This is a genomic window from Streptomyces sp. RLA131 (assembly GCF_056270125.1).
The window spans coordinates 4,215,432-4,227,624 of record NZ_JBWDOQ010000002.1; the positions used below are offsets into that span (position 1 = coordinate 4,215,432).

Annotated in this window: 11 protein-coding genes and 1 tRNA gene; 7 read left to right on the forward strand and 5 right to left on the reverse strand. The window is 71.8% G+C overall.

Annotated elements, in window-relative coordinates; translation table 11 throughout:
• Positions 1 to 52 precede the first annotated feature (52 nt).
• Positions 53 to 136 (forward strand) — tRNA-Leu (locus RWE79_RS20145).
• A 172-nt stretch (positions 137 to 308) separates the two neighbouring features.
• Positions 309 to 884, forward strand: a complete 576-nt coding sequence (locus RWE79_RS20150) for a TerD family protein (protein WP_475941456.1) — start codon at positions 309 to 311, stop codon at positions 882 to 884.
• Here the strand turns inward: RWE79_RS20150 and RWE79_RS20155 are convergent.
• Both RWE79_RS20155 and RWE79_RS20160 read right to left on the reverse strand, forming a co-directional pair.
• Positions 860 to 2,443, reverse strand: coding sequence for an MFS transporter (locus RWE79_RS20155; RefSeq protein ID WP_475941457.1), 1,584 nt, complete (start codon positions 2,441 to 2,443; stop codon positions 860 to 862). The two genes, RWE79_RS20150 and RWE79_RS20155, sit on opposite strands and share 25 nt — an antisense overlap.
• 199 nt (positions 2,444 to 2,642) lie before the next feature.
• Positions 2,643 to 3,260, reverse strand: a complete 618-nt coding sequence (locus RWE79_RS20160) for an FMN-dependent NADH-azoreductase (RefSeq protein WP_475941458.1) — start codon at positions 3,258 to 3,260, stop codon at positions 2,643 to 2,645.
• Positions 3,261 to 3,409: 149 nt separating this feature from the next.
• On the opposite strand from RWE79_RS20160, the gene RWE79_RS20165 reads away from it, so the two are divergent.
• Positions 3,410 to 3,793 (forward strand): winged helix-turn-helix transcriptional regulator, encoded by a 384-nt coding sequence (locus tag RWE79_RS20165; protein ID WP_475941459.1) that lies wholly within the window; start codon positions 3,410 to 3,412, stop codon positions 3,791 to 3,793.
• A 31-nt stretch (positions 3,794 to 3,824) separates the two neighbouring features.
• On the opposite strand, the gene RWE79_RS20170 is transcribed toward RWE79_RS20165, so the two are convergent.
• Both RWE79_RS20170 and RWE79_RS20175 read right to left on the reverse strand, forming a co-directional pair.
• Complete coding sequence (locus RWE79_RS20170) at positions 3,825 to 4,340, reverse strand: MarR family winged helix-turn-helix transcriptional regulator (RefSeq protein ID WP_475941460.1); 516 nt, start codon at positions 4,338 to 4,340, stop codon at positions 3,825 to 3,827.
• 36 nt (positions 4,341 to 4,376) lie between these two features.
• Positions 4,377 to 6,941: an ATP-binding SpoIIE family protein phosphatase gene (locus RWE79_RS20175; protein ID WP_475945956.1), complete on the reverse strand. Its 2,565-nt coding sequence runs from the start codon at positions 6,939 to 6,941 to the stop codon at positions 4,377 to 4,379.
• Between the two features lie 215 nt (positions 6,942 to 7,156).
• On the opposite strand from RWE79_RS20175, the gene RWE79_RS20180 reads away from it, so the two are divergent.
• From RWE79_RS20180 to RWE79_RS20190, 3 genes are all read left to right on the forward strand, one after another.
• Positions 7,157 to 8,599 carry a DUF2252 domain-containing protein gene (locus RWE79_RS20180; protein WP_475941461.1) on the forward strand — a complete coding sequence of 481 codons (1,443 nt, stop codon included), beginning with the start codon at positions 7,157 to 7,159 and terminating at the stop codon, positions 8,597 to 8,599.
• A 125-nt stretch (positions 8,600 to 8,724) separates the two neighbouring features.
• A complete protein-coding gene (locus RWE79_RS20185) occupies positions 8,725 to 9,531 on the forward strand; it encodes a J domain-containing protein (RefSeq protein WP_475941462.1) in 807 nt (268 codons plus the stop codon).
• A 44-nt stretch (positions 9,532 to 9,575) separates the two neighbouring features.
• Complete coding sequence (locus tag RWE79_RS20190; RefSeq protein WP_475941463.1) at positions 9,576 to 9,908, forward strand: rhodanese-like domain-containing protein; 333 nt, start codon at positions 9,576 to 9,578, stop codon at positions 9,906 to 9,908.
• Between the two features lie 121 nt (positions 9,909 to 10,029).
• On the opposite strand, the gene RWE79_RS20195 is transcribed toward RWE79_RS20190, so the two are convergent.
• Complete coding sequence (locus tag RWE79_RS20195) at positions 10,030 to 11,163, reverse strand: acyl-CoA dehydrogenase family protein (RefSeq protein ID WP_475941464.1); 1,134 nt, start codon at positions 11,161 to 11,163, stop codon at positions 10,030 to 10,032.
• Between the two features lie 299 nt (positions 11,164 to 11,462).
• On the opposite strand from RWE79_RS20195, the gene RWE79_RS20200 reads away from it, so the two are divergent.
• The gene (locus tag RWE79_RS20200; protein ID WP_475941465.1) at positions 11,463 to 12,143 is read left to right on the forward strand and encodes a DUF5819 family protein; all 681 of its coding nucleotides are present in this window, start codon (positions 11,463 to 11,465) and stop codon (positions 12,141 to 12,143) included.
• The last annotated feature ends 50 nt before the right edge of the window (positions 12,144 to 12,193 follow it).

A 12,193-nucleotide genomic window follows, 5' to 3' on the forward strand; every position in this document is an offset into this window, starting at 1 on the left:
TAATCTTCTGGATGTCGGAAGGGGCCAGCGGGTCCCGGACGACACACCCAATGCGCGGGTGGCGGAATAGGCAGACGCGCTGGATTCAGGTTCCAGTGCCCGAAAGGGCGTGGGGGTTCAACTCCCCCCTCGCGCACAGTGAGATCCCGCAGGTCTTCGGACCTGCGGGATCTTTTGTTTTGCCGATGTTTTGCGGCGGCCGGGTGAGGGAGCGCGTGACGGGGAACCGGGGCGGGTAGGTGGGCGTTGGATCCATTGGGCAAAGGAATCGTCAAGGGGCGCGGCCCGCGCCGGATTGAGGGAGATCCATGGGTGTCAGCCTTTCCAAGGGCGGCAATGTCTCGCTGACCAAGGAGGCCCCGGGACTGACCGCGGTCACCGTCGGTCTGGGCTGGGACGTGCGTACGACCACGGGCACGGACTTCGACCTCGACGCGAGCGCGCTGCTCGTCGGTGAGGACAACAAGGTCGTCTCGGACAAGCACTTCGTCTTCTTCAACAACCTCAAGAGCCCCGAGGGCTCGGTCGAGCACACCGGCGACAACATCACGGGCGAGGGTGAGGGCGACGACGAGCAGGTCAAGGTCAGCCTGACGACGGTCCCGGTCGAGGTCTCCAAGATCGTGTTCCCGGTGTCGATCTACGATGCCGAGACCCGCCAGCAGAGCTTCGGCCAGGTCCGCAACGCGTTCATCCGCGTCGTGAACCAGGCCGACAACAACGAGCTCGCGCGCTACGACCTCACCGAGGACGCCTCGACCGAGACCGCGATGGTCTTCGGCGAGCTGTACCGCAACGGCGCGGAGTGGAAGTTCCGCGCCGTCGGCCAGGGCTACGCCTCCGGCCTGCGCGGCATCGCTCAGGACTTCGGCGTCAGCATCTGACGCGCGGCCGCGGCTGCGGCCCCGCTTTCGGTCGCGGGCTCGGTTGCGGGTTCCGGTTCCGGTCCGGTTTCGGTGGAGGGTCGTACGGTGGTGACCGCCGTACGGCCCTTCGCCTTGCCGGGGATGAACGCGGCGACGCCCAGGGCCAGCACGCCGGCCGCGCAGGCGATGGCGAAGGCGGTGCGGAAGCCGTCCAGGGAGGGCACCGACACGGGCCCCAGCGGCTGCGTCAGATGGGCCAGGACGACCCCGACGACCGCGCTGGAGGTGGAGGTGCCGATGGACCGCATCAGGGTGTTGAGGCCGTTGGCGGCGGCGGTCTCCGAGGGCGGCACGGCGCCCATGATCAGGGCGGGCATGGCCGCGTAGGCGAAGGCGATACCGGCGCCGATCACGGTGGCGACGATCACGAGCTCCCACACCGCGTTCAGCAGGCCGAAGCCCAGGGCGTAGCCGCCGGTGGCGACGACGATGCCGATCAGCAGGGAGACCTTGGGGCCCTTGGTGGCCGAGATCCGGGCCGAGAGGGGGGAGATCACCATCATGACCAGTCCGCCCGGCGCCAGGCACAGGCCGGCGGCGACCATGCTCAGGCCGAGGCCGTAGCCGGTGGCGCTGGGCAGTTCCAGGATCTGCGGCAGTGCCAGCATCTGGGCGTAGAGGACGAAGCCGACCAGGACCGAGGCGAGGTTGGTCATCAGCACCTGGCGGCGGGCCGTGGTGCGCAGGTCGACCAGCGGTTCGGCGGTGCGCAGTTCCAGGAAGCCCCAGCCGACGAGGATCACTACCGCGGCGCCGAAGAGTCCGACGACGGTGCCGCTGCCCCAGCCCCAGTCGGCGCCCTTGGTGATGGGCAGCAGCAGGCAGATCAGGCCGGCCGTGAGGCCGGTCGCCCCGGCGATGTCGAAGCGCCCCGGCGTGCGCACCGGGGACTCGGGAACGAGCAGGGCGACCAGGGCGATGGCGACGAGGCCGAGCCCGCCGGAGACCAGGAAGAGCGTGTGCCAGTCGGAGTGCTCGGCGATGGCTGCGGCGCCGGGGAGGCCGAGGGCGCCGCCGATGCCCAGGGAGGAGCTCATCAGGGCCATCGCGGACCCCATCCGCTCACGCGGCAGCTCGTCCCGCATGATGCTGATGCCGAGCGGGATGACACCCATGGCCCCGCCCTGCAGGGCCCGGCCGATCACCATCGGCACGAGCGAGGACGTGAAGGCGCACAGCGCCGAGCCGGCGACGAGCAGGCCGAGGCTGACGAAGAGGATCCGCCGCTTGCCGTACATGTCTCCGAGGCGGCCCATGACGGGTGTGGCGACGGCGCCGGCCAGCAGGGTGGCGGTGACCACCCAGGAGGCGTCGGAGGCGGAGGACCGCAGGAGCGTCGGCAGCTCGGATATGAGCGGTACGACGAGCGTCTGCATCACGGCGACGACGATGCCCGCGAAGGAGAGCACGGCGACGATGGCGTTGCCCTGCCGCCGGGCGTCGGCGGCGTCGGCGGCGTGCGCGGTGCTGCCGTGGCCTTCGGCGCCGGTGCCGGGCGGTGCTGGTGCTGCGGTCATGCGGAGGGTCCCCCTGGGAAAGGTGATCGGAATTAGTCATCGTAGGCAACTTGTGTATCGCCCACATTTCATCCCGGGGGAAGGCAAAGAGGTGCTGAAGCGGCCCCGCTCCCAGTGGGGGCGGGGCCGCTTCGAGGCGGTGCCGCGGCAGTGCCGTAGCGCTGCCTCGGCAGTGCCGTCAGGCGTCAGGTGTCAGGTGTCAGGCGGCCTTGGCGGCCTTGGCGGCCAGCTCCTTGGCCTTGGCGGCGGCTTCCTCGTGGGCCTTGGTCTTGGAGGCGTCGGAAAGCTCGACCAGGTCGGCCATGGCGGGTACGACGCGGGCCAGGGTCAGCTCGGGGACGACGAACTGGATGTCGAGGCCGAGGGCGCCGAGGGCCTTCTCCAGGTACGTGATGACGAACTCGTGGTCGGCGCGCGGGGTGCCGGGTCCGTAGCCGCCGCCACGGGAGGCGACCACGACGGCCGGGGTGCCGGCGGCGGAGGGGGTCTCGCCGGCGGTGCGGCCGAGGATGATCACCTGGTCCAGCCACGCCTTGAGGGTGGAAGGAATCGAGAAGTTGTACATCGGGGCGCTGATCAGCACCGCGTCGGCCTGCTCCAGCTCGCCGGCGAGCTGGTCGCGCAGCGGGTGCTCGGCTCCGCCGAGGTAGTGGGCGGCGTCGATGTGCGGGACCGGCTCGGCGGCCAGGTCGCGGTAGATGACCGTGCCGCCCGGGTGCTGGGCCTCCCACTCCTTGCGGAAGGTGGCGGCCACATCGCGGGACGTGGAGCCCTCGGCGGGCCAGATGGAGGAGTCGATGTGCAGCAGCGTGGGCATTGGGGTGCCTCCACTCTCGGGGTGCTGGACGTGTGTACGTGAATGTTGAATCATTTGTACGTAGCTATTGGTACCACAGGTACTTACTTTTCTACAGTGGAAGCTTACTTATCTGCAGTGCCTAGTGACAAGGGTAGTAATCTGGGGAGATGGCGCAGCAGCAGGAGCAGGCGGTGGAGCCCTGTACGGGGGTCGATGTGGCCATGACCCGGGTCTTCGCGTTGCTCGGCAAGCGCTGGACCGGCCTGATCGTCGCCGTGCTCACCCAGCGGGCCGTGTACTTCTCGGAACTGCGGCGGGCGATCCCCAAGATCAGCGAACGGATGCTCTCGGACCGGCTCAGCGAGCTGGCCGAAGCCGGACTGCTCACCCGTGAGGTCGAGCCCGGTCCGCCGCTGCGGGTGGCCTACCGGCTCACCGCGGCCGGGCGGGCGCTGGGCCCCGCCCTGGAGGAGCTGCGCGTCTGGGCGGTGGCCCATCTGCCGGAGCGGTCACCCTGCCTGGAGGCCGTGCCGGAGGACGAGAAGTGCTGAGCGGCCGCCGGGCGCCGGTGCCGGGCCGGGGTCAGTCCTGTCCGTCCTCGCGGGTGCGGTGCGGATCGTTCGTGCCGTACGCGTCGCCGGCGTTGTAGCGGACCAGGTAGGCGGCGAACCGGTCGAGGTCGGCCTCGTCCCAGCCGGTCAGCCGGGCCCGTACGGTCTGCCGGCGGGCGGTCCGCACGGCGGCCAGGACGGCGGCACCCGCCGGGGTCGGCCGCAGCAACTGCACCCGGTGGTCGGCCGGGTCGGGGCGGCGCTCGATGAAACCGAGCCGCTCCAGACCGCCGACCTGACGGCTCACCGTGGACTTGTCCAGGGTGAACTCGGCCGCCAGATCGGTGGCCCGGCAGCCGTCCGCCTCGTCCAGGTGGGCCAGGATCGTGTACGAGAACAGGGACAGCTCCGGGTGCGTCCGGGCGGCCACCCCACGGGCCCGGCGGGCGAACGCGGCCAGCTCACGCTGGACGGTGTCGACCGCCTGGTCGCCCAGCTCGCCGCTCCCCGCGCCCGCCGTACCCGCTGTGCTTCCCGTGCTCCCCATGGGGCCAATCGTATAGACGCGCTGGTCGGGGCGGCTCTACCCGGGTAGCGGAAGCTCGAACCAGACCACCTTGCCGACCGCCTTGCGGCTGGTGCCCCAGCGGCGCGACAGATGACTGACGAGGGTCAGGCCCCGGCCCTCCTCGTCGCTCGCGTCCGCGCGCCGCAGCTGGGGGAGGTTGTGGTCGTCGTCACTGACCTCGACCAGCAGATTTCCGGCCCGCATCAGACGCAGGCTCACCTCGTGCGAGGCGGCCCGCAGGGCGTTGGTGACCAGCTCGCTGACCAGCAACTGGGTCAGTTCGCTGATTCCGGTCAGCCCCCAGCGGCCGAGCTGCTCACGGGTCAGCTCGCGGGCCCGGCGCACCTCGGAGCGGTCCATGGCCAGCTTCCACTCGGCGACGTCCTCCGAGGGGATGCCCTGGAAGTTGGCGACCAGCAGGGCGACATCGTCACCCCGGTCGTCGGTGTGTACACGGCTGAGGATCTGCTCGCAGACGTCCTCGGGCGTCTGGTCCGGTTCGATGACGTTGGAGCACAGGGCGGCCAGCCCCGCGTCTATGCCCTGGCCGCGGACCTCGACCAGCCCGTCGGTGCACAGCACCAGCCAACTGCCGTCCGGGACCGGGATCTCGACCGTCTCGAAGGGCACGCCGCCGACCCCGATCGGGGCGCCCTTGGGGATCTGCAGCAGTTCGCTGCGGCCGTCGTGACGGGCCAGGACCGGCGGGATATGACCGGCGTTGGCGAGCGTGAGGGAGCGGTGGACCGGATCGTATACTGCATACACGCAGGTGGCGAGGTGCTCGGCGCCCAGCCGGTGCGCGAGGTTGTCCAGATGCCGCAGCAACTGGGCGGGCGGCAGATCCAGGGCGGCCATGGTGATCACGGCCGTACGGAACTGGCCCATCACGGCGGCCGACAGCAGGCCGTGCCCCATCACGTCGCCGACGATCAGCGCCACCCGCCCGCCGGGAAGCTGGATGGCGTCGAACCAGTCCCCGCCGACCTGCGCCTGACGGTCACCGGGCATGTAGTGGTGCGCGATCCGCACACCGGGGAGCCGGGGCGGACGGGTCGGCATCATGCTGCGCTGCAGCGTCGCGGCGGCGCGCGACTCCAGGCGGTGCAGCCGGGCGTTGTCCAGATGGACGGCGCCCCGGGCGACGACCTCGCCGGCGGTCTGGGCGTCCTTGACGTCGAAGGGGCGGCGGCCGGGGCGGCGCAGCAGGCACATCCGGCCCAGTACCGTTCCGCGCGCGGTGAGCGGGACGACGACCAACGAGTGCTGCGGAAGTAACGGCCCGAGCGCGGGGACACCCAGATCGGCGGCGATGTCCTCGGCGATGGCCGGGTCGATGACCGGCACGAGCAGCGGTTCGCCGAGCCGCGGGCTGATCTCGTTGGCCGCCAGCGGGATCAGCTCGCCCTCGGGGAGGGCCGTGTCCCAGGCGTTGCCCGGGCTGCCGTTGTGCGCGACGGCCACCCGGCGGGCGGTGATCAGGCCGGACGGGATGTCGTCCTTGGGCAGTTCGGTGTCGGAGAACAGCTGGTCGACGATGAGGATCGCGGCGTAGTCGGCGAACCGCGGCACGGTGACCGAGCACAACTCCCGGGCCGTGGTGTCCAGGTCGAGGGTGCTGCCGACCTTGGTGCCGATCTCCCGCAGCAGGGCGAGCTGTTCGTCGAGGGTGTGCCCGGGCACGGGGAACGCCAGTCCGGCCGGCGGCACCGGCACCAGGGTCGGGATCCCGGCCAGGCCGGCGGCGGGGTTCGTGGCGGGGTTCGCGGGCTCGGCTTCCGGGGCTGCGCCGAGGACACCGGGGGCGCCGGAGGTCGGGCGCGGGCCGGGGAGCAGCTGCTTGCGGGCGGCCGGCCGGGTGGGGCGCGCCGGGCGGCCGGAGACCGGGTTGGCGGCGCGGCCCTGCTGCTCGTACGGCAGCACCGGCAGCCGTACCGTGCCCTCCACCTCCAGGACGGGATAGCCGTACGGCACGATCTGCCGCATGATCCGGTCCAGCCGGCCCGCGCTCACCCGGGGCAGCACCGCGCCCAGCCGTGGCGCCAGTTGGGCGGCGTGCGCGGCGTCGGACACCGCGGCCAGCCGGGCCGCCACCGCCACATCCTCCCGGCGAGGCGGGTGCCCGGCGGTGTCGGCGGCCGCGTACGGCAGCATGCGGTCGCCCAGCGCGATGCGCAGGCCGCCTGCGCGCAGCGGCTTGGCGTCGGCCGCGATGACCAGCAGGCTGCGGCCGGCCGGTTCCATGATCCGGTACGCCCACCACAGGGCGTCCCGTACCGCGCCGTCACGGTTGACGGCCGGCAGCGCGCCGGCCCAGGCGGAACGGGTGAGGTCGTCGAGCTGGTCCAGGACGTCCTGGCGCTCGTCGGCGGGGCTGGGCAGCAGGCCGGAGGCCCGCAGGCCGAAGACCCCCTCCCAGCGATGGCCGAAGAGCTCCTCGGAGCCACGGTTCCAGTACGAGACATGGCCGTCGGGATCGACGCACAGGACGGCAAGCCGGAGCAGGGCGCAGACACCCGATGCCCCGATCGGGCTCGGGCTCGCGTTCGTCGTCATGGCGGCGGCGGACAGCCGGGTCATCTCATCCAACTCGTGCACCTGCGGTTCGGGCCGGTTCGGGCCTGAGGGAGTATTCGGTGTCGGTGGGCGATCTGGGTGCCGTGTCGTACTGCGGTCCAGGCAAGCATGAATCACCGGTAGTGGTCCGGTAAATGGCCAGATTGCCCCAGGTACGACCAAGCCGGGCAAGTTCGTTCGGCGAAAGCGCTTTCGGGCTGGGAGGGGATGAGGGACCGATGACCGATCAGAGAGTGCCGCGCGTGCCGGGATTCGCGCGCTGGCCGCACGACGGCTCGCCGAAGGAAGAGGGCAAGGCGCTGCGGGAGAGCGCGCCGCGTGCCGCGCACGCCGCCTTCGAGGCGAGCCCCGGCCGGCCCGGCGCCGTGGAGTCGGTCGTGACCTCCAACGCCGGACGGATCCCCGGACTCGTACCGCTGCGGGTCGGACGGATGGCCGCCGGCCCCTTCGCCTTCCTGCGCGGCTCCGCCGGCCTGATGGCCGCCGACCTCGCCGCGGGCACCCCCGTCACCGGCATAGGCGCCCAGCTGTGCGGAGACGCGCACGCGGCCAACTTCGGCCTGTACGGGGACGCGCGCGGCGGACTCGTCATCGACATCAACGACTTCGACGAGACCGCGCACGGCCCCTGGGAGTGGGACCTCAAGCGGCTCGCCGCCTCCCTGGTGCTGGCCGGACGCGAGGCCGGCGCCGGCGAGGAGGCCTGCATGGCCGCGGCCTTCGACGCGGTCGGCGCCTACCGGCGCACCATGCGGCTGCTGGCGAAGCTGCCGGTGATGGAGGCGTGGAACGCGATGGCCGACGAACGGCTGCTCGCGCATGCCGACGCGCGGGACCTGACGGGCACCCTCCAGCAGGTCTCGGACAAGGCCCGCAGGAACACCAGCGCCAAGTTCGCGGCCCGGTCCACCGAGGCCGTGGAAGGTGGCGGACGACGCTTCGTCGACGCCCCACCGGTGCTGCGCAGGGTGCCGGACGCGGAGGCGGCGGCGGTGGCCAGGTCGCTGTCGCTGTCGGCATCGGAGCCGGCGTCGGAGCGGGCGTCGGATCCGGCGTCGGCGTCGGCGGACGGGTACCTGAGCACGCTGGGTGAGGACCGGCTGCCCCTGCTGGCCCGGTACGCCGTCCATGACGTTGCCTTCCGGGTGGTCGGGACGGGCAGCGTGGGCCTGCGGTCCTATGTGGTGCTGCTCCTCGACCACCTGGGGGAGCCGCTGGTGCTCCAGGTGAAGGAGGCGCGGCCATCGGCCCTCATGCCGTATCTGCCGACGGTGCCGCCGGCCGCCCACGAGGGCCGGCGGGTGGTGCTCGGGCAGAAGCGCATGCAGGTCGTCAGCGACGCGCTGCTGGGCTGGACGACGGTGGAGGGGCGTCCGTACCAGGTGCGGCAGTTCCGTAACCGCAAGGGCAGCGTCGATCCCGCGTCGCTGGAGGCGGGACTGATCGACGACTACGCGCGCATGACGGGCGCGCTGCTGGCGCGGGCCCATGCGCACAGCGCCGACCCCAGGATCATCGCCGGGTACTGCGGCAAGGGCGAGGAACTGGACGAGGCGCTGGCGGTGTTCGCGGTGGCTTACGCGGACCGTACGGAGGCGGACCACGCGGAGCTGGTGGAAGCGGTGCGCTCCGGCCGGATACCGGCCGAGCTCGGAATATGACCAGCGCTCGGGGTGAGGGTTCCGGCCTTCTCGCCCTGGCCTCCCGTGCCGTAACCGGAGTGCGGACGGCCGGTGGAACCCCGTGTCCATCCGAACCGCCGCCAATACCGGATTAGGCTGTCCCGGTGACGAACTCCTCCGTGAATCCTGAGAACGCCGCGCAGGCCGTCCCGCCCGAGGACCGGCTGGCGAAGGCGGTGCGGGCGGCCGAGCGGGCGCTGATCGAGTTCGAGATCGCGGTGGAGACCTACCGGGTCGAGGTGGAGAACTTCTCCCGGCTGCACCACCAGAAGCTCGGCCCGATGTACGCCCGGCTCGACGAGCTGGACGCGTTGATCGCGGAGGCGGTCGCGGCGAACAGCGGCGACCGGGACGACATCCGGCGGGCGTGGGAGGCCAGGGCGCTGGTCATGCCCATGCCGGGCGTTGAGGAGCTGTTCGGGGGACTCCTCGGCTCCGACGGCGTCCGGCCGGTCGAGGACCCGGATCCGCCGCGCCGGGTCCGGCCGGGCAAGGAGGCGCAGCGGCTCTACCGCGAGCTGGCCCGCGCCGCCCACCCCGACCTGGCGCAGGACGAGGCGGAGAAGCAGCGGCGCAGCGAGTTTATCGCCCGGGTCAACGAGGCGTACGCCCACGCCGACGAGACCCAGCTGCGCGAACTCGCCGAGGAGTGGGCGGCCGGCCCGGTCACCGAGCGGGAGCTGCCGACCGAGGCCGAGGTCCTGTACGCCCGGCTGGAGTGGCTGGCCGAGCGCAAGGAGACGCTGGCGGTGATCGCCGCCGACCTGGAGGGCAGCGCGATCGGTCAGATGATGAAGCTCTCCCCCGACGACCCGGACGGGCTGCTGAACGAGATCGCCGAGTCCCTGCTCAACCAGGTCGCGCACCGCGAGGCGCGGCTGCAGGAGCTTGTTCGCTCCACGAAGGGCTGAGCGGTACGTTCGTCCGAGTACGTCGTTTCGAGGAGGCCGATTTCATGTTCAACGCCCATCTGCCCGCGGTGGACGCCGCCGCCGTGCCGGCCGACTCCGTTCTGCTGGATGTGCGTGAGCACGACGAGTGGGCCGCCGGGCACGCCGAGGGCGCGCTGCACATCCCGATGAGCGAGTTCGCCGGCCGGGTGGGAGAGGTTCCCTCCGACGAGCGGGTGCATGTGGTGTGCCGGGTGGGGGGCCGCTCGGCGCAGGTCGCCCAGTATCTGATCGGGCAGGGCGTGGACGCGGTGAACGTGGACGGCGGCATGCTCGGCTGGGAGGCCGCCGGCCGCCCCCTCGTCGCGGAGGGCGGCGCCCAGGCGTTCGTGCTGTAGCCCGGACGGGGCAGGGCGGCTGGGTGCTGTGCGGCCGGGTGCTGTGCTGTGCTGTGTTGCGCTGCGCTGTGCTCCGCTGTGCTCCGCTGTGCTCCGCTGGGGTGAGCCCAGCCGGGCCGGGTCAGGCCTCGGCGGCCAGGAGATCGCCGAGGGCCTCTTCGTGGGCGGCGGCGGAGCCGAGCGAGAGCTCCAGCTGCTTGGCCCAGGCGTGGTAGCGGTGCAGCGCGTAGTCCGTGTCGGCGCCGAAGCCGCCGTGGAGGTGCTGAGCGGTCTGGACGACGCGGCGGACGCCCTCGGAGGCCCAGATCTTGGCGACGGCCACGGCGGTCGGATCCAGGCGCCAGGCGGCCTGCCAGAGGGTGACCTCCATGGCGCGCAGGTCGATGTAGCGGTCGGCGGACTGCATGGCCACGGCCTGGAAGGTGGCTATCGGGTGACCGAACTGCTCGCGTTTGCCGGTGTACTCGCCGGTCATGCGCAGGACGGCGGAACCCAGGCCGAGGGCGAGCGCGCAGGTGCCGACGGTGAGCAGGCGGCGGAGCCAGTCCCAGGCACCTTCGTCGGTGATGAGGTCGGCGGAGGAGACGCGGACACCGTCCAGTCGGACCTCGGCGAGCCGTTCGCCGCTGGTCGAGACCTGGTCGGCCAGGACGGCGTCGGCCCGGGGAAGCACGGCGACGACCGGCCGTCCGTCCGGGGTGACGGCGGGGATCAGGATGCGGTCGGCGTGCTGGGCCCAGGGGACGGCGGTCTGGACGCCGTCGAGGATCCACGAGGTGGGGGGCCCTCCCCCCTCCCCCTCCCCGCCCCTCTCCCCCTCCACCTGGCGTGCGCTGACCGCCAGTTCGGCCCCGTCGTGCCCGGTCCTGCCGTTCGCGGCCACGGTGAGCACCACGCCGCCGCGGCCTGCGTCGGGCAGCAGCCGGTCGCGCAGCTCGGGCGGCCCGTACCGCTGGACGGTGAGCGCGGCGGCGCAGGTCTCCAGCAGCGGGACGCGGGCCAGTACGCCGCCTGCCTCGCGCAGCACCACGCACAGCGCGACCGGGTCGAGCCCGGCGCCGCCGTACGCCTCGTCCAGGACCAGGCTCAGCAGGTCGGCCTGGGCGAGCCGACGCCACAGCGCCCGGTCGAAGTCCTCGGCCACCGCTCCCGCCCTGAGCGCCGGACTGGGCACCGCGTCCGGTGAGACGTCGGAGAAGATCGCCCGGGCCGCCTCGGCGGCGGCGAGCTGTTCCTCGCTGAAGCTGAAGTCCATGACCCCGACCTCCCCGCCGGCGCTGCCGCCGGCACCACTTATCTGACGATGTGTCAGATTAGGTGGGCCGGGCGCCGAAGTCCACCTCCTTGGCGTCGTCGACCGGATGTGAGCGACCGGCGGGCCGACCGATCGTTCGGTTCTATGGTGTGCCGACCGCGGGGCACGGTCAAGGCCGGTCCCGAGGGCCTGTGGATAACGCGGACAGCGCGGATAAGGGGGATGCCTGTACCGCGGCTGTGTGGCATGAGTACCGTTCCGTGCGGAGAGCAACGCGGGGAACGAGGAGTGCTTAGACCATGGAGTCACCCGAGGACGTTCAGCCACGACCGGGTGGTGACGACGGCGGAACAGCCGGCCTGTCGCTTCCCTCCCGGGTGGCGGTGGCGCTGGGCGTCGCCACGGTTGCCGTGATGGTCGCCGTCCACCTCCTCGCCGTCTTCCTGCACATCGCGCCGGAGAACACGGTCACCCGGCAGCACGGCGACCTGGTGGCCGAGTACATCTATCCCGAGTTCGAACAGAACTGGAAGCTCTTCGCCCCGAATCCGGTCCAGCAGAACACCCATGTCTGGGCTCGCGCCGACGTCCGCAAGGACAACGGCAGTACCGAGACCACCGGCTGGGTCGACCTCACCGCCATGGACATCGCCCTCATCCGGCACAACCCGGCGCCCAGCCACTCCCAGCAGAACGAGCTGCGCCGCGCCTGGTCCTTCTACACCAGCACGCACGGCGAGAAGAACCGGCCGATCGGCATGCGCGGCGAGCTGAGCAGGGCATACGTCCAGCGCATCGTCGAGGACCGGTTCGGGCCGCGTCTCAACGGCGGAACGGTCCAGCGGGTCCAGGTCCGGGCCGGCACGACAGCGGTCGTCGCGCCCGCGTGGAGCAGCGAGAAGACCGACACCTCGACCAGCTTCCAGGTGCTGCCCTGGTGGCCCGTGGACACCGACGACTCGCAGGAGGACGGCTCGTGAGTGAGCGCAGCGGGGTCCCGTCCCCCTTCGCCGATCTGCCGGAGGCCCTC

Coding starts and splice junctions, on each gene's coding strand:
- RWE79_RS20150 (WP_475941456.1), top strand. CDS start 309: ATGGGTGTCAGCCTTTCCAAGGGCGGCAATGTCTCGCTGACCAAGGAG.
- RWE79_RS20155 (WP_475941457.1), bottom strand. CDS start 2,443: ATGACCGCAGCACCAGCACCGCCCGGCACCGGCGCCGAAGGCCACGGC.
- RWE79_RS20160 (WP_475941458.1), bottom strand. CDS start 3,260: ATGCCCACGCTGCTGCACATCGACTCCTCCATCTGGCCCGCCGAGGGC.
- RWE79_RS20165 (WP_475941459.1), top strand. CDS start 3,410: ATGGCGCAGCAGCAGGAGCAGGCGGTGGAGCCCTGTACGGGGGTCGAT.
- RWE79_RS20170 (WP_475941460.1), bottom strand. CDS start 4,340: ATGGGGAGCACGGGAAGCACAGCGGGTACGGCGGGCGCGGGGAGCGGC.
- RWE79_RS20175 (WP_475945956.1), bottom strand. CDS start 6,941: ATGACCCGGCTGTCCGCCGCCGCCATGACGACGAACGCGAGCCCGAGC.
- RWE79_RS20180 (WP_475941461.1), top strand. CDS start 7,157: ATGACCGATCAGAGAGTGCCGCGCGTGCCGGGATTCGCGCGCTGGCCG.
- RWE79_RS20190 (WP_475941463.1), top strand. CDS start 9,576: ATGTTCAACGCCCATCTGCCCGCGGTGGACGCCGCCGCCGTGCCGGCC.
- RWE79_RS20195 (WP_475941464.1), bottom strand. CDS start 11,163: ATGGACTTCAGCTTCAGCGAGGAACAGCTCGCCGCCGCCGAGGCGGCC.
- RWE79_RS20200 (WP_475941465.1), top strand. CDS start 11,463: ATGGAGTCACCCGAGGACGTTCAGCCACGACCGGGTGGTGACGACGGC.